Source organism: Selenomonas sp. oral taxon 136 (assembly GCF_001554015.1).
GTDB classification, from domain to species: domain Bacteria; phylum Bacillota; class Negativicutes; order Selenomonadales; family Selenomonadaceae; genus Centipeda; species Centipeda felix.
In genome coordinates this window covers 719,596-736,355 of sequence record NZ_CP014239.1, presented here as the reverse complement: position 1 = coordinate 736,355, position 16,760 = coordinate 719,596, and the positions used below count along the sequence as shown (strand labels likewise).

General features: G+C 58.9%; 16 protein-coding genes and 1 other RNA gene. 15 read left to right on the top strand and 2 right to left on the bottom strand.

What is annotated here, in order from left to right; all coding sequences use genetic code 11:
* Positions 1 to 59: 59 nt before the first annotated feature.
* On the bottom strand, positions 60 to 1,256 hold the full coding sequence (locus AXE86_RS03355) for an MFS transporter (RefSeq protein ID WP_061944668.1): 1,197 nt from the start codon (positions 1,254 to 1,256) through the stop codon (positions 60 to 62).
* Positions 1,257 to 1,477: 221 nt separating this feature from the next.
* Between AXE86_RS03355 and AXE86_RS03350 the strand changes: the two genes are divergently transcribed.
* Positions 1,478 to 2,137 (top strand): 3'-5' exonuclease, encoded by a 660-nt coding sequence (locus AXE86_RS03350; RefSeq protein WP_061944665.1) that lies wholly within the window; start codon positions 1,478 to 1,480, stop codon positions 2,135 to 2,137.
* 90 nt (positions 2,138 to 2,227) lie between these two features.
* Here AXE86_RS03350 and ssrA read toward each other — a convergent pair.
* Positions 2,228 to 2,579: a transfer-messenger RNA gene (ssrA, locus tag AXE86_RS03345) on the bottom strand.
* Between the two features lie 168 nt (positions 2,580 to 2,747).
* Between ssrA and lpxC the strand changes: the two genes are divergently transcribed.
* From lpxC to AXE86_RS03275, 14 genes are all read left to right on the top strand, one after another.
* A complete protein-coding gene (gene lpxC / locus AXE86_RS03340; protein ID WP_198145283.1) occupies positions 2,748 to 3,578 on the top strand; it encodes a UDP-3-O-acyl-N-acetylglucosamine deacetylase in 831 nt (276 codons plus the stop codon).
* A complete protein-coding gene (gene fabZ, locus AXE86_RS03335; protein ID WP_006690175.1) occupies positions 3,575 to 4,015 on the top strand; it encodes a 3-hydroxyacyl-ACP dehydratase FabZ in 441 nt (146 codons plus the stop codon). The genes lpxC and fabZ overlap by 4 nt, the downstream gene beginning before the upstream one ends.
* Before the next feature lie 166 nt (positions 4,016 to 4,181).
* A complete protein-coding gene (gene lpxA / locus AXE86_RS03330; RefSeq protein ID WP_039981638.1) occupies positions 4,182 to 4,994 on the top strand; it encodes an acyl-ACP--UDP-N-acetylglucosamine O-acyltransferase in 813 nt (270 codons plus the stop codon).
* Positions 4,995 to 5,005: 11 nt separating this feature from the next.
* Entirely contained in the window at positions 5,006 to 5,809 is an 804-nt protein-coding gene (locus AXE86_RS03325; RefSeq protein WP_039981091.1) for an LpxI family protein, read from the top strand.
* A gap of 64 nt (positions 5,810 to 5,873) precedes the next feature.
* Positions 5,874 to 7,019, top strand: coding sequence for a lipid-A-disaccharide synthase (gene lpxB, locus AXE86_RS03320; protein ID WP_061944662.1), 1,146 nt, complete (start codon positions 5,874 to 5,876; stop codon positions 7,017 to 7,019).
* 7 nt (positions 7,020 to 7,026) lie between these two features.
* Entirely contained in the window at positions 7,027 to 8,751 is a 1,725-nt protein-coding gene (gene msbA, locus AXE86_RS03315) for a lipid A export permease/ATP-binding protein MsbA (RefSeq protein ID WP_061944660.1), read from the top strand.
* A gap of 3 nt (positions 8,752 to 8,754) precedes the next feature.
* Positions 8,755 to 11,277 carry a tetraacyldisaccharide 4'-kinase gene (gene lpxK / locus AXE86_RS03310; RefSeq protein ID WP_061944657.1) on the top strand — a complete coding sequence of 841 codons (2,523 nt, stop codon included), beginning with the start codon at positions 8,755 to 8,757 and terminating at the stop codon, positions 11,275 to 11,277.
* Positions 11,278 to 11,398: 121 nt separating this feature from the next.
* Positions 11,399 to 12,133: a 3-deoxy-manno-octulosonate cytidylyltransferase gene (kdsB, locus tag AXE86_RS03305; protein WP_061944654.1), complete on the top strand. Its 735-nt coding sequence runs from the start codon at positions 11,399 to 11,401 to the stop codon at positions 12,131 to 12,133.
* Positions 12,134 to 12,202: 69 nt separating this feature from the next.
* Entirely contained in the window at positions 12,203 to 13,030 is an 828-nt protein-coding gene (kdsA, locus tag AXE86_RS03300; protein WP_061944651.1) for a 3-deoxy-8-phosphooctulonate synthase, read from the top strand.
* A gap of 9 nt (positions 13,031 to 13,039) precedes the next feature.
* A complete protein-coding gene (locus tag AXE86_RS03295) occupies positions 13,040 to 14,020 on the top strand; it encodes a KpsF/GutQ family sugar-phosphate isomerase (protein WP_061944648.1) in 981 nt (326 codons plus the stop codon).
* Positions 14,020 to 14,577 carry a KdsC family phosphatase gene (locus AXE86_RS03290; protein ID WP_061944646.1) on the top strand — a complete coding sequence of 186 codons (558 nt, stop codon included), beginning with the start codon at positions 14,020 to 14,022 and terminating at the stop codon, positions 14,575 to 14,577. The genes AXE86_RS03295 and AXE86_RS03290 overlap by 1 nt, the downstream gene beginning before the upstream one ends.
* Positions 14,578 to 14,594: 17 nt before the next feature.
* The gene (locus tag AXE86_RS03285) at positions 14,595 to 15,512 is read left to right on the top strand and encodes a lysophospholipid acyltransferase family protein (protein ID WP_061944643.1); all 918 of its coding nucleotides are present in this window, start codon (positions 14,595 to 14,597) and stop codon (positions 15,510 to 15,512) included.
* Positions 15,509 to 16,057, top strand: coding sequence for an LPS export ABC transporter periplasmic protein LptC (gene lptC / locus AXE86_RS03280; RefSeq protein WP_009753017.1), 549 nt, complete (start codon positions 15,509 to 15,511; stop codon positions 16,055 to 16,057). The genes AXE86_RS03285 and lptC overlap by 4 nt, the downstream gene beginning before the upstream one ends.
* Positions 16,054 to 16,749, top strand: coding sequence for an LptA/OstA family protein (locus tag AXE86_RS03275; protein ID WP_061944640.1), 696 nt, complete (start codon positions 16,054 to 16,056; stop codon positions 16,747 to 16,749). Before lptC ends, AXE86_RS03275 begins: the two co-directional genes overlap by 4 nt.
* Positions 16,750 to 16,760 lie beyond the last annotated feature (11 nt).

Genomic DNA, 16,760 nt, shown 5'->3' with positions numbered 1-16,760 from the left:
TGTCAATGCCAACAAAAATGCTGTACGAAGTGTTTTGATTTCGTACAGCATTTTTTATATTATTCCACCGCGGGATGCCCCTTCCTCACATACCGCCACCGCACGAAGACGGCGAGGATGAGGAGAATCGTGCCCGAGGTCGGGAAGAGGTAGTGCATTCCAAGGTAAGTCGCGACGGCGCCGCCGAGCAGCGGCCCAGCGGCAGAGCCAATCTGCTGGGCGGAGAAGAGCAGCCCGAAGACGCTTCCCTTGAGCTGCGCGGGCGTATGCTGAGCGATGACGGCGTTCAGCGAGGGCTGAATCCCGGCGAGGAAGAGCCCCACGCCGAACTGCATGACGGCAAAGGGAACGAGGGTGTCGGGGATGCCCTGCAGGATGAACATGCCTCCCGCGCACAGCATGGCGAGGAACATCGCGCTGAAATAGCCGCGCCGTGTGCCGTAGATCCCCCAGAGCGGCGCGGAGATCGCTCCTGCAATGCCGCCGAGAGAGAATACTGCGCCCGCGACAAAGACGATGTTGTCCATCGCGCCCGCGAGCACCTTGATGTAGGTTGTCAGGACGGGCATGAGGATGTAGAGCACCACCTGCGCGAGCGTACTCACGATCATCATCGTACGCAGGATGGGGATGTGCCAGAGGTGCATCGGATTCTTTTCCTCTGCTGTAAGCGGTGCGGTCTCTTTCGGCATCGGCGGTTCTTTGATGATAAACGTAAAGGCAAGAAAGTTGATGAAGAGTGCCAGACCGCCGATATAGAAGCTCGTGCGCATCCCGAACAGCTCCGCGAGGACACCGCCGAGCAGAGGCCCGACGACACCGCCCGCCGTGAGCGTGCCCTGCATGATGCCGAGGGAGAAACCGAGCCGCTCCTGCGGCGCGTAGAGCGTCATGATCGCAAGATCCATCGGCCAGAGTCCTGCGGCAAAGCCCTGAAAAAGGCGCACGATGATGAGCTGCTCGGGGGACGTGACGAGTCCGCCGAGCAGATAGCTGATCGCGATGAGAAGGCTCGCGCGCATGGCCATGAGACGCTTTCCCTTGCGGTCGGCGATACGACCCCAGATTGGAGCCATGACCGCGGAGACGAAAAAAGTCACCGAGAACGCAAGTCCTGACCAGAGATTCACGGAGGCATCGTCCACACCAAGTTCGTTCGTCAGATACATCGGCAGGAACGGAATGATCATCGTATAGCTTGCGGACATGAAGAGCACGTTGCATGTGAGCAGCGCGAGTACCACTTTCCAGTTCATGACAGACCCTTTCTCTTTATCGTGTTTCTCTTATCATTCTACCACGTTTCATTGAAAAAGTAAGCGATGAATATAGGACTAAATACCCTTAAACATTGATTTCCACGCGCCATTGTGCTATGATTGAAAAACGACGTGACGATATCAAAAAATCTAAACTACTGCAACACCATCTGCCGCGCGTCACTTACGGCAGATAATTTTCGAAAGTAAGGGCTGTCATGAAACACATCGTCGTAGATTTGGAAATGAATCCCGTGGGGAAGGAATACCGGGATGTCCGCAGGAAATTGAACGGAGAAATCATCGAGATCGGCGCGGTGCGCCTGAATGAGGATTTTGTGCAGGAGGACGAATTTCAGTGCTATGTCTGTCCTGAGTATGGGATGGTAAAGAAGCACATCACCGAGCTGACGGGCATCACACAGGAGAAGGTCGCAGGGCATCCCGCGTTTGCCGACAGCTTTCACGCATTCGTTGCGTGGATCGGCGAGGCAGAGACGAAGATCTACTCGTGGAGCATGTCCGATATTAAACAGCTGCGCAAGGAGTGCCGTCTGAAGCTGCCGGACTTTGACATCACGTGGCTCGATACACGCTGGGTTGACCTCCAGCAGGAGTTTGACGACCGCCTCGGGCTCCACAACAGTCTTGCACTGAAGCATGCACTCGGCGCGATGGGGCGCCAGTTCGAGGGAAGTCAGCACTCGGCACTTGCCGATGCCGTCAATACGAGTGCGGTTCTCGCACTCATGCAGGATGACGCAAAGTTTCGTGAGACCATGCGCCCCGTCCTCGAGATCCTAGAGCCGAGCGACGGCCTTTCAAACTCGATCGGCGAGCTGTTCCCCGATCTGGAAAAATTGAAACGAAATCTATGATGGATGTATTGAACCGCTGCACGGAGGGCCGTGCGGCGGTCTTTTTATACAAAAAAAGCCGCCCGATTGGGCGGCTTTTGTCGTGTCGTTTGGTGGAGATGAGGAGAATCGAACTCCTGTCCGAAGATAACGTCACATGGATTTCTCCGAGCGCAGTCTGTGCTTTGCTTTAGGTTCGGCGGCCCCCGCAGACAGGGTGCGCCGTTCCGATCACGATGAAGTTCCCGTGAGAGTTATCGTGCGGTGGCTCTCAGGTATCCCGCGTTTGACCCCTGTCTCCATCCGTGCGGGAGGCAGACGGAAAGGGGCTGGCTTAAGCCGCCAGAGCGTAGTCTTCGTTTGCTTTTATGTTTAAATAAAAGTTTCACCTTACTGACGGGATGATGACCCCCCGGCTCGCTGTCCACATGCCATCCATCCCCGTCGAGACCATTACATCCCCGATAATGGAAGCTGTGCGCTTATCCATACTATAACAAAAGGCGGATATGTTGTCAAATCCTGTTTTTTCTTGCATGTTCGCAAAATTTTTAGTATCATGTACGGGAAGAAGCAATCGGAATTGTTGGACGGTACGCTGTTTTGTTCGTCCGTTCATGGAGGTTTACGCTTGCAAAAACAGAAAACACTGGCGTCACGGGTGGTCTACGATGGGATTGGACTGCATTCGGGACGGCCGGTACATATGGAACTCGCACCGGCACCGCCGGGGTCGGGAATCCTGTTTGCGCGCGCCGATTTGCCGGATGTGCCGCCTGTGGCGGCGACGGCAGCACATGTGACGGCGACGGTGCGCGCAACGACAATTGGTGCAGGGGCACTGAAGTTCTTTACGATTGAGCATCTGATGAGTGCACTGCATGTGCACGGGATTGACAACTGCCGCGTGATGCTCGATGCAGAGGAGCCGCCCGTCGCTGACGGCAGTGCACGGGCGTTCTTTGAACTGATTGCACGCGCCGGGAGCATCGAACAGGATGCCGTGCGGCAGGAGACGGTGATTGACCGCATCTATCGTGTAGACAATGGCGGACACTTCATCATGGCACTGCCGTACGATGGGCTGCGCGTTTCGTTTACCTCGCTGAATGAGCATCCGCTCATCGGGGTACAGTACTACGACATCAAGGTTTCGCCCTCCGCGTACGAGCGCGAGATTGCGCCGGCGCGGACGATTGCCTATGAAAAGGAGATTGCGGCACTGCGTGCGCATGGTCTGGGGCTGGGCGGCTCGCTGGAGACGGTGATCGTCTACAACGACGAGGGATGGATGAACCCGCTGAACTTTCCCAACGAGCTGGTGCGCCATAAGATTCTCGATGTAATCGGGGATATTCGTCTGGCAGGTATGGTTCGCGGGCATATCATCGCCGTTGCCTCGGGACACGCACTCAATACCGCGCTGGCAAAAGAGATTGCAGGGGAGAGGGATCAAGCATGACGTTGGATATCAATGAGATTCAAAAGATTTTGCCGCATCGTCCGCCGATGCTCCTTGTGGATCGGATCATCGAGCTGGAGCCGTTCAAGTCGGCAACGGGCATCAAGTGTGTGACGATGAACGAGCCGTTTTTCCTCGGACATTTCCCGGGGCATCCAATTATGCCGGGGGTACTCCTGCTCGAAGGAATGGCGCAGGTCGGCGGGGTGACAATGCTTTATCCTGAGGAACATCGCGGCAAGATTGCACTCTTCGGCGGGATGGAGAATGTAAAGTTCAAGCGTCCCGTCGTTCCCGGTGATGTGGTCGTGACAAAGGCGGAGCTGGTGCGTGTGCGCGGCGTGTTTGGCGTGCTTCATGCAGATGCGTACGTCGGAGAGGATCTTGTCGCATCGGCAGACTTCAAGTTTGCTCTGAAAAACGGCGAAGACATTTGACTGTGCGTCATAATGACAGGATAAACGGACATAATTCACGATAAAACGCGAAATCCGGCGATAATGGCTGATTTTGCCATGTGAAAGTCTTGCCCTTTTGTCGGATTGTAATGGATAGTGGAATATGTCTGCCCCGATTCCTGCGGGGCTGAAGGAGTTGAAACAGATGACAGGCACGAGCAAGGTTCTTGCCTATATCCACGAGGCGGCGGTGGTCGCACCGACGGCGCGCATCGCCCGCGACGTGGAGATCGGCCCTTATGCGGTCATCTCGGATCATGTCCAGATCGGCGAGGGGACGAAGATCGCCCCGCACGTCGTCATTAGGGAATGGACGCAGATCGGGCGCGACTGCCAGATTTTTCAAGGCGCATCCATCGGCGAGGTGCCGCAGGATCTGAAGTTCAAAGGGGAAAAGAGCTATACGTTCATCGGCGACCGCACGACGATCCGCGAGTGTGCGACCGTGCACCGCGCGACGGGCGAGGGCGAGGAGACGCGCATTGGCGACGATTGCCTGCTGATGGCGTATACCCATGTGGCGCATAACTGTGTGCTCGGCAACCATATTATCATGAGCAACGCCGCCATGCTGGCGGGTCATGCAATCGTCGAGGATGGCGTTGTGATCGGCGGCATGGCGGGCGTGCATCAGTTTGTCAAGATCGGTCGCAACGCGATGATCGGCGGCACGTCAAAACTCGTGCAGGATGTTGTGCCGTTCACCATGGTGGACGGGCATCCCGCGCGCGCCGTGGGCCTAAACAGCGTCGGCATCTCGCGTGCCGGCATCCCGCTCGATGTGCGCCGCCGCATCAAGCAGGCCTATAAGATCCTCTATCGCTCGGGGCTGAACCTCACACAGGCGATTGCCGTGATTGAGCAGGAGGTGGACTCCTGCGAGGAGATCGATCACATGCTGCGCTTCCTCCGCAATGCGGAGCGCGGGATCTGCCGAGAACGCCACGAGGACGAGTGAGGGAGACTGCCATGGAAAAACTGGGGCTGCTCGCAGGTGTCGGACACCTGCCCGCCGCGTGTGCACGCGCGGCACGTGCGCAGGGCTTTGAGGTGCATGCGATTGCACTCTTGCCGGACTGCGACCCTGAGCTGAAGGATGCGGCGAATGCCTATCGTGAGATCAGCATCGGCTCAATTGCATCGATTTTGGCGTATCTGCAGCAGGAGAAGATCCAAAAGGTCACGATGATCGGCAAGGTGACCAAGGAGCTGCTCTTTACGGGCGCGGTTCAGCCGGATGAGATGCTGCGCGGGATGCTGATGCAGCTGCCGAACCAGAATGACGATACAATTATGATGATGTTCATCGGGGCATTGATGAAGATCGGTGTGACGCCGCTTGACCAGACGGCACTCATCCGTCCCCTGATGCCGCCCGCGGGAGTTCTGACGAGCCGTCAGCCTTCGGCGGCAGAGCGCGCTGATATGGAGTATGGGCTTCAGATGGCGCGCGAGATCGGACGTCTCGATGTGGGACAGACGGCGGTGGTGAAAGACCGTGCGGTCATGGCGCTTGAGGCGATCGAGGGGACGGATGCCTGCATCCGCCGCGGCGGGCAGCTTGCCGGCGGCGGTGCGGTCGTCGCAAAGGCGGCAAAGCCACAGCAGGACAGTCGTTTTGATGTACCTGCCGTCGGGCTCGATACGATCGAGTCGCTGGTGGCGGTGAAGGCGTCTGCGCTCGCCATTGAGGCGGGAAAGACACTCTTTGTGGACAAGGAGCGTGCGATTGCCCTTGCCGAGGCGAACGGCATTACGATAGCGGCGATGTAGTGAGGCATCCCTTGCAAATACGGACGGTGTTTGCTGTTGATTCTACCGAGGAGGCCTTGCCCATTTGAAGATCATGCTTTCGGCGGGAGAGACCTCCGGCGACCTCCACGGGGCGGCGTTAGCGCGTGAACTGCGCACACTTGACCCGGCGGTGAAGCTGATCGGCTTCGGCGGTGCGGAGATGGCGGCGGCGGGAGTGGCACTCCGTCAAAATTATGCGGACTACAATGTGATGGGTATTTCGGCGGTGATTTTGAATCTCCGCCGAATTTTCGCGTTGCTTGATGATTTGACGCACTTGATGGATGAGGAGCGTCCCGATGTGCTGGTCATCATCGACTATCCGGATTTTAACTGGCGGCTGGCGGCGCGGGCAAAGGAGCGGGGGATTCCCGTCTTTTCTTATATTCCTCCGTCTGCGTGGGCATGGCGTAAGGGGCGCGCGAAGTCCTGCGCGGCTCTCGCCGACGAGATCGTCGCGATTTTCCCGCATGAGCTGCCGCCCTATGAGGCGGCGGGTGCGAACATCTCGTTCGTCGGCAATCCGCTTGTCGATACGGTGCGTGCCGAGATGCCGCCCACAGAGGCACGGCGTCACTTCGGCATTGGTGCAGATGATGTGCCGATCCTGCTCCTCCCGGGCAGCCGCCGTGAGGAGATCGAGCGTCTCCTTCCTCCCATGCTGGGGGCGGCGGAGCGGCTCGGAGCGGCAGACCCCACGCGACGGTTCTTTCTGCCCGTCGCGGGCGGCGTGGATGAGGAGCGCATCAGAAGGCATCTCGCTGCATCCACGGCGGAGGTGACGCTGACCCACGACGCGCGCTATGCCCTCATGGGGCTCGCACGCGCTGCGATGGCAACCTCGGGCACAGTGGTGATGGAGGCGGCGCTCATGGGGCTGCCCGCCGTCGTCCTCTATCGGATGTCGGCACTCTCCTATCTCATCGGGCGTCTGCTCGTCGATGTGCCGCGCTTTTCCCTGCCGAACATCCTGCTCGGCGAGACGTTTGAGACAGAGCTGCTGCAAGGGGCCGTGCAGCCCGACCGCATCGCGGCGGAGATGGAGAAGATCATCGCGGACGGCGCGGATCGCCGCTACGTGACGGAACGCCTGTCGCGCGCGGCAGCACGTCTTGGTGAACCCCATGCGGCGCGCCGTGTGGCGGAGAAGATTCTCGCTCTTGGACGCAAGAGATATTGTACCCCGTAGGAGACCTATGAAGAATTATAAGAGACTGCTGACCTACATGCGGCCGTACGTAAAGAAATTCGTGCTGGCAGTCGTGTGTATCATCCTTGCCTCGGCGGCGAATCTCTACGTTCCGTGGATCATCAAGGACATGATCGACGACGTTCTCGCCGATAAGAACATGGCTCTGCTGAACGCCATCTGCATCGGCATTGTCGTCATCTTTTTCCTGCGCGGAATTTTTTACTTCGGGCAGTCCTACCTCGTCTCCTACATCGGACAGAAGGTGATCATCGATGTGCGTGAGGTGATGTTCCGCAAGTTCCAGCGGATGCCGCTCGCGTACTATGACCGCCACCAGACGGGCGAGATCATGAGCTTCGTCACGAACGATGTTGCGGCAATCCAGTCGGCACTCGTCGACAACCTCATCGATCTCGTGACGGAGGGCTGTATCCTCATCGGATCGCTTGCCCTCATGTTCTATCTGGATTGGAAGCTCTCCCTGCTGACGCTTATCGTCATTCCTATGGTCGGGCAGGCGATGAAGATCTTTGGACGCAAGATCAAGAAGTCGAGCACCGTGATTCAGGAGCGGCTCGCAGAGATCACGGCACTCCTGCAGGAGAGCTTTTCTGCGACGCGCGTCGTGAAGTCCTTCGTCCGTGAGGACTATGAGATCGACCGCTTTGTCGTGAGCAACCAGCGCAACTTCGAAGCAGTGATGAAAAATGTCCAGCAGACGAGCATGCTCACGCCGACGGTGGAGTTCCTCGCTGCTCTTGCCGTCACGTTCATCGTCTGGTTCGGCGGCTACGAGGTCGTCAACGGTGACATCACGGCGGGCGCGTTCGTCGCGTTCCTCACCTATGCCGTGAACCTTGCAAATCCCGTCAAGCGCCTCTCGCGCATCTACGGCAACCTGCAGAAGGCAATGGCAGCCGTGGACCGCGTGTTCTCCGTTGTCGATCTCACGGAGAGCATTACAGATCGTCCCGACGCCAAGCCGCTTCCCCCCGTGACAGGGCACGTGCGCTTCGAGGATGTCACGTTCTCCTACAAGGAAGGACGCAAGGCGCTCGACGGTGTGACGCTTGAGGCCGCGCCCGGCGAGATGATCGCCTTTGTCGGTCCCTCGGGCGCAGGCAAATCGACGATTGCGAATCTTATCCCGCGCTTCTACGAGCCGGACAGCGGGGCAATCACGGTGGACGGACACGACATCCGCAGTGTTACGCTCGCCTCGCTGCGCGGGCAGATCGGGCTGGTACCGCAGGAGACGATGCTGTTCTCCACGACGATTCGCGAGAACATTCGCTATGGACGCCTCGATGCGTCGGATGCGGAGATCGAGGAGGCAGCGCGTGCGGCAAACGCACACGATTTCATCGCGCAGCTGGAGCATGGCTACGATACGCAGATCGGGGAGCGCGGCGTCAGTATCTCGGGCGGTCAGCGCCAGCGCATTGCCATCGCACGCGCCATCCTGAAGGATCCGCGCATCCTCATCCTCGACGAGGCGACCTCCGCACTTGATACGGAGAGCGAAAAGATCGTGCAGGCGGCGCTCGACAATCTGATGGTCGGGCGCACGAGCTTCGTCATCGCCCATCGTCTTTCCACGGTGTTCCATGCCGACCGCATCTATGTGATTGATGCCGGCCGCATCGTGGAGCAGGGAACCCATGAGGAGCTCTTGGCAAAGGGCGGGCTCTATCAGCATCTCTATGACATTCAGTTTCGGGGAGAGTGACGCATGCGATTTCTCTACAATTTAGCGGCAATCCTCATCGTCACCATCATCATACCTATCTTCATGCTGCGCGCCACACGGGAGCGCGGCTTTGTCGAGCGCATCAAGCAGAGCTTTGGCTTCTACCCGCAGGACACGATAGACAAGGTGGCGGGAAAGAATGCCATCTGGGTGCACGCGGCATCCGTTGGGGAGATCGTGGCGACGAGTCCGCTCGTGCGTGAGTTCCGCAAGGCGTTTCCTGACACGCCTATCCTCGTCTCGGTCGTGACAACGGGTGGCTATGAGATGGCGCACCGCATCATCAAGGATGCGGACGCGATCATCTATTTCCCGCTGGATTTGCCGTTCCTCGCCTCGCGCGTCGTGGAACGGATCCGCCCGCGTGTCTTTCTGCCCGTAGAGACGGAGCTGTGGCCGAACTTCCTCAAGAAGGCGAAGCAGCTCGATGTGCCCGTCATGATGGTCAACGGCCGCATCAGCGACCGCAGCGTGAAGCAGTACAAGTACTTGTTCGGGATGCTGCGCGAGATGATCGGGACGGTGAAATGCTTTGCGATGCAGTCGGGCATCGATGCGGACTACATCATGCGCCTTGGTGCGCCCCGCGAGCTCGTCACCGTGACGGGCAATACGAAGTTCGATCAGGCGTATACGAGTGTCAGCCCCGAAGAGCGCGCAGCATTGATCGCGGAGCTCGGCCTCTCGGGGGCGAGCCGCATCATGATCGCGGGCTCGACCCACCGCGGGGAGGAAGAGCTGGTGCTCAACGCCTTTGCCGCCGTGCGTGCAAAAGATCCGAACGTACGCCTCATCATCGCGCCGCGCGAGGTGCTGCGCACGATGGAGGTGGAGCATCTCTGCCGCAAAGCCGGGTTTACGGTCAACACGCGCAAGAACCTCCAGAAAGGAGCAGAGGGCGGCGAGGACATTGTGATCCTCGATACGGTCGGTGAGCTCGGCCGCGTCTATGGGCTCGGCGACGTGATCTACATCGGCGGCAGCCTTGTCCCGCACGGCGGACATAATATCCTTGAGCCGGCGGCGCATGGCAAGGCAATCATCGTCGGAAATCAGATGTTCAATTTCAAGGACATCCACGCGCTTTTCCGCAATCGCAGCGCCGTCGTGACGGTTACGAGCGGCGCGGAGCTGACCGCGGAGACGCTGCGCCTCTTCGCTGATGACGCGGAGCGCGCACGCCTTGAGCGCGAGACGCTCGCGATCATCAACGAGAACAAGGGCGCATCGAAAAAGTCGGCCAAGATCCTCGTGGATATGCTTGCTGCCTATGAGACGCGCCGTGCTCAGCGCGCGCAGGAGCGCATCAGTGCCCACCGCGTGCGCGCGACACAGAAGGTCGCAAACTTCCAGACCTATTTCATCGACCTCGTTCACGACAAAGAGGTACACGGCGTCACGCGTCGCCTCATCATGGGCGTGTTCTACGTGTTCTCCCTCATCTATGAACAGCTGGTCAATCTGAAGCTTGCCATGTATCGTTGGGGCTGGTTTAAGAAAGAACAGCTGCCCTGCTTCGTTATCAGCCTCGGCAATGTGACGGTCGGCGGAACGGGAAAGACGCCAACAGCGCAGCATCTCGCGCGTGCCATTCATGCGATGGGGTATCGCGCTGCGATTCTCAACCGCGGCTATCGAGCCAAGTGGCGCGGAGCAGTCGGCATCGTCTCGGACGGGCGTGCACTGAAGATGGATGCGGAGACGGCGGGGGACGAGGCGTTTATGCTCGCCAAGCATTTGCCGGATGTGCCCGTTCTCATCGGGCCACACCGCGCCGTGACGGGACGCTATGCCATTGAGCATTTCGGCGCACAGGTGGCGATTCTCGATGACGGCTATCAGCACTGGCAGCTTGAGCGCGATATGGATATCCTGCTGGTTGATGCGGTCAATGTATTTGGCAACGGCTACCTTCTGCCGCGCGGAACTCTGCGCGAACCGCTCTCGCATATCAACCGCGCAGATGTATGCCTTATGACGAAAGTCGATCAGGCGGCACCGGGGGCGATTGAGTACATCTGGGAGACGTTCCGCAGCTACAATCAGGACGGGCTCATCATGGAGAGCATCCATCAGCCCCGTCAGTTTGTCCGCCTTTCGGATTGGTTTGAGGACATTGCGGCGGGCGGTGTGCCCGTGACAGAGATGGAGGGCAGAAAGGTGCTCGCTGTCTCGGCCATCGGGAACCCCGCCTCCTTCGAGCAGACGCTTGCCGATCTCGGTGTTGAGATGGTGGAGAGCATGCGCTACCCCGATCATCACGACTACGGCGAACGCGATATGGCAGAGGTACTCTACCGTGCGGAGACGCTCGGCGTTGAGGCAATTGTCATTACAGAAAAGGATGCAGTGAAGGTGCCGGGCGATGTCGTACGCGCGAAATGGCGTATCCCGATGTATGTGCTCTCTGTCGAGGTCACCCTGCAGAAGGGGCAGGAGGTCTTCTTCGAGACCCTTAAGGAGCAGCTTGCAGCAAAGCTTGGGAAGCAGTGCACGATAGGATGAAGCTGCGTTTTCCACAGCGGATCCTAGTGGGCAGGATCAGTGCTCGGCTGCCTGCGCAGCGAGGGATTCGCGCGGTGTGTCACTGCGAAAATTCAGTTATCCATCATATAGAGGTGATCGCATGAAGGTTCTCTGCATTATCCCTGCGCGGTATGCATCGACGCGTCTGCCCGGGAAACCCCTGCGCGATATCGCGGGGAAGCCGATGATTGTCCGTGTCTATGAGCGGGCGGTGCGGGCACAGCGTGTCCATGAGGTTGTCGTGGCGACAGATGATGAACGCATCCGTGCGGCGGTCGAGGAGCATGGCGGTCACGCCGTCATGACGCGCGCCGATCATGCAACGGGGACAGATCGTCTCGCCGAGGTTGCCGCACAGCGGCCGGACTGCGATCTCATCATCAACGTACAGGGCGATGAGCCGCTGATCGATCCCGCCGTGATCGATGCCCTTGTCGCTCCGTTTGAGCATGACGATGCGCTCATGATGGCGACGGCAAAGACGGAGATCACGGATGCGGCGGAGATGGAGAATCCGAACAATGTCAAGGTCGTTACCGACCGTACGGGGAATGCCCTCTACTTCTCCCGTGCGCGCATCCCCTATGCACGCAATATGGGCGCAAAGGTCTATAAGCACATCGGCATCTATGCCTACCGCAGGGATTTTCTGCTCGCCTATGCGAAGATGGCGCAGACGGAGCTGGAGTGCTCGGAGTCTCTGGAGCAGCTGCGTGCGATCGAGAACGGGTACCGCATCCGCGTCGTGGAGACGGACGCCGTGTTTATCGGCGTCGATACCGAGGAGGATCTGGCGGCGGTCAATGCGGAGTATCGGCGACAGGGGATTGATTGACCTCGGGATATGAAGTATTTATAATAGGAACTATAGTGCAATACGAAGCAGCCGAAAGGAGCCCTGAAGATGAACAAAGTGAAGCTGGCGAATTTTGAGATCGGCGGCGGTGAGCCGCTCGTCCTTCTTGCAGGACCATGCGTCTTGGAAGGGCTGGAACGCTCACTCATGATCGGCCGCGGCATCAAAGAGATCACCGAGCGGCTTGGTATTCCTTATGTCTTCAAGGCATCTTTTGACAAGGCAAACCGCTCTGCGTACCATAGTTTTCGCGGGCCGGGGCTCACGGATGGATTGAAGATGCTGGGGCAGATCAAGAAGGAACTTGGCGTTCCCGTTGTGACTGACATCCATGAGACCTGTCAGGCGGAACCGGCGGCGAAGGTCGTGGACATCCTGCAGATCCCTGCATTTCTCTCGCGCCAGACCGATCTGCTGCACGCGGCAGCACAGACGGGTGCGGTCGTCAATGTGAAGAAGGGGCAGTTCCTCGCGCCGAACGATATGCGCAACGTCGTGGACAAGATCCACGAGAGCGGCAGCGAGCGCATCCTGCTGACAGAGCGCGGGGCGAGCTTCGGCTACAACAATCTCGTCGTCGATATGCGTGCGCTGCCCATCATGCGCAGCTTTGGCTACCCCGTGATCTTTGACGGAACGCACAGCGTACAGCTGCCGGGCGGCGCGGGGACGAGCTCCTCGGGGCAGCGCGAGTTCGTGGAGTATCTCGTGCGCGCTGCTGTTGGCGCGGGGGTCGATGGACTCTTTCTCGAGGTACATGACAATCCCGCCGAGGCACTTTCGGATGGGGCGAACATGGTCTATCTGGACAAACTCGAAGAGCTGCTGAAGGATGCCCTCGCCATCTATGAGGTCGTGCGTAAAAAGCTGAACTAGGAGAACGCTATGCAAGAGAGTACCATCCGACAGAAGGCAGTTGAGACGCTGAAACTGGAGGCAGACGCCGTCGCGCGTCTCACGGATCGCGTTGATGATGACTTTGAGGCAGCAGCAGAGGCGATCCTTGCATGCAAGGGGCGCGTCGTCGTGACAGGCATGGGAAAATCTGGTCACGTCGGACGAAAGATCGCGGCGACACTTGCGAGTACGGGAACGCCCGCCTTCTTCATGCATCCAGCGGAGGCGTTCCACGGAGATCTCGGCATGGTGACGGCAGATGACATCGTGATCGCCATCTCAAACAGCGGTGAGTCGAACGAAGTCGTCAATATCCTGTCGATCATCCACCGCATAGGTGCCCGCATCATTGCGATGAGCGGACGGAGGAAGTCCCAGCTTGGGCGCAGTGCGGACTTCTACATCGACATCGGCGTCGAACGCGAGGCGTGTCCTTTGGGGCTTGCACCGACCGCATCGACAACGGCAACGCTCGCGATGGGCGATGCTCTGGCAATGGCACTCATGGCGGTGCGCGACTTCAAGAAGGAGGACTATGCGCTCTTTCATCCGGGCGGGGCACTCGGACGCAAGCTCCTGCTCACTGTAGCGAACGTCATGCACACGGGCGATGAGAACCCCGTCGTGCCATATCATACGACGGCAAAGGACGCTCTCTTTGTCATGACGGATAAGGGCCTTGGCGCTGTTTCCGTCGTGGATGCGGACGGAAAGTTCATTGGGCTCGTGACGGACGGCATCATCCGCCGTGCGCTCGCGAAGGACTACACGTTCCTCGACAAGGACGTGGAGAGTATCATGTTCGCCGCGCCGCTCACGATTGCGCCGGATAAGATGGCGGCGGCGGCACTCTCCGTTATGGAGAAGCATCAGCCGCGCCCTGTCACAGTACTGCCTGTCATTGATGATGCGGGTGTTCCCGTGGGAATTGTTCATCTGACGGATCTCTTGCGGCAGGGGGTGGTCTGATGCCGATACGCGAGGGCGCAGTTGTACGTGCGAAAAAGATAAAATGTGTGATTCTTGATGTGGACGGCGTGCTGACGGACGGGGGCATCTACGCTGCGCCTGACGGCAGCGAGCTCTTTAAGCCGTTCTTTGCCCGTGACGGGCTTGCCGTTTCCCTTGCCCGCAAGGTTGGCCTGACAACGGCGATCATTACGGGGCGCGCCTCGCCCATCGTCGCGAATCGTGCGAAAGAACTGCATATTGACCTCGTCTATCAGGGACGCCTCGATAAGCGCGAGGCGTATGCGGACATCAAGGCTCAGACAGGGCTCTCCGATGAGGCGTTTGCCTATGTCGGAGATGATCTCGTCGATCTGCCGATCCTGCGGCAGGTCGGTCTGCCGTGCGCGGTCGGGGATGCCGTTCCCGAGGTCAAGGAGATCGCGCAGATCATCGCCGCGCAGCCCGGCGGGCGCGGTGCGGTGCGTGAGATATACGAGATCATTTTAAAGACACAGGGACTGTGGGATCGTGTCCTTACGGCATTTCAGAATGATGCCGGCGACGCTGTACAATAGGAAAAGGAGGTGCGGACATGCTCTATCGTTCGCTGATGCTTCTGAGCCGTATTGCCTGCCGCACGCCGCGTCCCATCCTGCTTGCCCTTGGCTGGCTGCTCGGGAATCTCTACTACCTCATCATCGCAAAGATGCGGCGGCGTGCTGTTGCGCACATGATGCCCGCACTCGGCATTGATGAGGAAGCAGCGAAGAAGCTCGTGCGAGCCTCCTTTATCAATATGGCGCGAAACTTTCTCGATATTCTTGCGATGCCCATGCTGAACGAGCGCAATTTCAGAGACTACATCGAGATCGACCATCTTGAGCGGATGCAGGAGGCTCTTGCCGAGGGGCATGGGGTCGTTGTCCTCACAGGACACATCGGCTGCTGGGAGTGGCTCTCGGCGGCGTTCACGCTGAATGGGATGCCCGTCAGTGCGATTGCCAAGCCACAGCCGAACATCCAGTATACGCGTGTGCTCGACGATCTGCGTGCAACGATTCACGTCGAGATCTTCTCGCGCGGAACGAGCGAGCTGATCGCGGCGGCGCGTGCGCTGAAGCGCGGCAAACTGCTCGGCTTTCTTGCCGATCAGGATGGTGGCCCCGGCGGCGCGTTCATCGAGTTTCTCGGACGTACGGCATCGACCCCGCTCGGACCGGCGGTCTTTTCCCGCAAGTTCCGATCCCCCGTCGTGCCCGCATTCATTCTGCGGCAGCCGAATGGAAAGCATAAAGTCATTGTCGGGGAGATCATGCGCTGCCCGAATACGGGGGATAGTGACCGCGATCTCCATGAGTTTACCGTGCAGATGACCGCCATCGTCGAGCGGATCATCCGCGAGAATCCGACGCAGTGGATCTGGTTTCAAAAGCGATGGAATACGTCTCCAGAGGAGCAGAAGACAGGAAAGCATCATGTGTCGGCAGGGCAGGAGGAGAGGGTCGGATGACACGGAATAAAATCATCGGCGGCGTTCTGGCGGCTGCCTTCCTCGGGCTTGTCCTCTGGGCTGTGCTTTCCGTGCCGAAGCCGCCCGAACAGACGGATGAACAGCAGGGACCGCGCATCATGTCCTATGAGGACAACACGCTCCATGAGGAGCAGGATGGGCGCACGGTCTGGACGCTTACCGCACAGAATATGAGTGTGGATATCGATACGCAGGACACGACAATGAAGGGGATCGAGGGAACCTTCTACAGCGAGGACGGGAATACACTCTCGCTGAAAGCCGATACGGGGCACATGGACAGCACGACGCGTGACGTTGTCCTCACAGGCGGCATATATGCCGAGACCAGCAACGGAATCACCCTGCGCGCGAACGCCCTGCACTGGACCGCCGCGAAAAAAGAGCTGGCAGCGGAGGGGAGCGCCGTCCTCACACGTGATGATCTGTGCGCGAGCGGGGATCGTATTACGAGCGCGGATGAATTTGAGAAATTTGCCATCGAGGGGAATGCGCACATTATTAAGGGGAGGGACGTAAAATGACGAAGAGGACTATTTGCCGCGGGGGACTGCTCCTGCTTGCGGCAGGCGCGGTCTGCACGGCAGGACTGGCGGCACCGCAGAACGCAGATCCGACGAATCTCACGGCGGATCGTCTGACTTACGATACGCGAACGGGCGTGGTCACCGCCGAAGGCGGCGTACACGTGGATCAGGGCACGGGGAACATCGAGGGTGCACGTGCTACCTACAACACAAAGACGCAGGAGGGCACCATTGAGGGAAATGTTCGCGTACAGCGTGAGGACATGAACCTCTCCTGCGATCGCCTCCTTGCCGCAGGGCAGGAGCATTGGCAGGCGAGCGGCAGCGTCCACATGGCAAAGGCAGGCCGCACCTTTACGGGTCCTCTGGTGGACTATTATCCCGCGCAGGATGACCACATTGTCGCCTCCTCGGGCGGGACGATCACGAGCCCCGACGGTACACTCTCAGCGGATCATCTTGAGGGATGGCTGAAGCAGAGCCGCTTTACGGGGATCGGAAACGCGCATGTCACGAATCCCGCGCGTGATCTTGAGGGCGGCGGCGACCGCATGGACTACTATGGCAATGACCCAAGACCCTACGTCGAGCTGGATGGGAATGCGTGGGTATATCAGGGCAACAATACAGCGCGCAGCAATCACATGACCGTCTACCTCGCCGATGACGGCACCGCTGTGACCCAGTGAGGAGCGAGTGC

Excerpts from the sequence above, each read along its gene's own strand:
- AXE86_RS03355 (WP_061944668.1), bottom strand. The coding sequence starts at position 1,256 with ATGAACTGGAAAGTGGTACTCGCGCTGCTCACATGCAACGTGCTCTTC.
- AXE86_RS03350 (WP_061944665.1), top strand. The coding sequence starts at position 1,478 with ATGAAACACATCGTCGTAGATTTGGAAATGAATCCCGTGGGGAAGGAA.
- fabZ (WP_006690175.1), top strand. The coding sequence starts at position 3,575 with ATGACGTTGGATATCAATGAGATTCAAAAGATTTTGCCGCATCGTCCG.
- lpxA (WP_039981638.1), top strand. The coding sequence starts at position 4,182 with ATGACAGGCACGAGCAAGGTTCTTGCCTATATCCACGAGGCGGCGGTG.
- AXE86_RS03325 (WP_039981091.1), top strand. The coding sequence starts at position 5,006 with ATGGAAAAACTGGGGCTGCTCGCAGGTGTCGGACACCTGCCCGCCGCG.
- msbA (WP_061944660.1), top strand. The coding sequence starts at position 7,027 with ATGAAGAATTATAAGAGACTGCTGACCTACATGCGGCCGTACGTAAAG.
- lpxK (WP_061944657.1), top strand. The coding sequence starts at position 8,755 with ATGCGATTTCTCTACAATTTAGCGGCAATCCTCATCGTCACCATCATC.
- kdsB (WP_061944654.1), top strand. The coding sequence starts at position 11,399 with ATGAAGGTTCTCTGCATTATCCCTGCGCGGTATGCATCGACGCGTCTG.
- kdsA (WP_061944651.1), top strand. The coding sequence starts at position 12,203 with ATGAACAAAGTGAAGCTGGCGAATTTTGAGATCGGCGGCGGTGAGCCG.
- AXE86_RS03295 (WP_061944648.1), top strand. The coding sequence starts at position 13,040 with ATGCAAGAGAGTACCATCCGACAGAAGGCAGTTGAGACGCTGAAACTG.
- AXE86_RS03290 (WP_061944646.1), top strand. The coding sequence starts at position 14,020 with ATGCCGATACGCGAGGGCGCAGTTGTACGTGCGAAAAAGATAAAATGT.
- AXE86_RS03285 (WP_061944643.1), top strand. The coding sequence starts at position 14,595 with ATGCTCTATCGTTCGCTGATGCTTCTGAGCCGTATTGCCTGCCGCACG.
- lptC (WP_009753017.1), top strand. The coding sequence starts at position 15,509 with ATGACACGGAATAAAATCATCGGCGGCGTTCTGGCGGCTGCCTTCCTC.
- AXE86_RS03275 (WP_061944640.1), top strand. The coding sequence starts at position 16,054 with ATGACGAAGAGGACTATTTGCCGCGGGGGACTGCTCCTGCTTGCGGCA.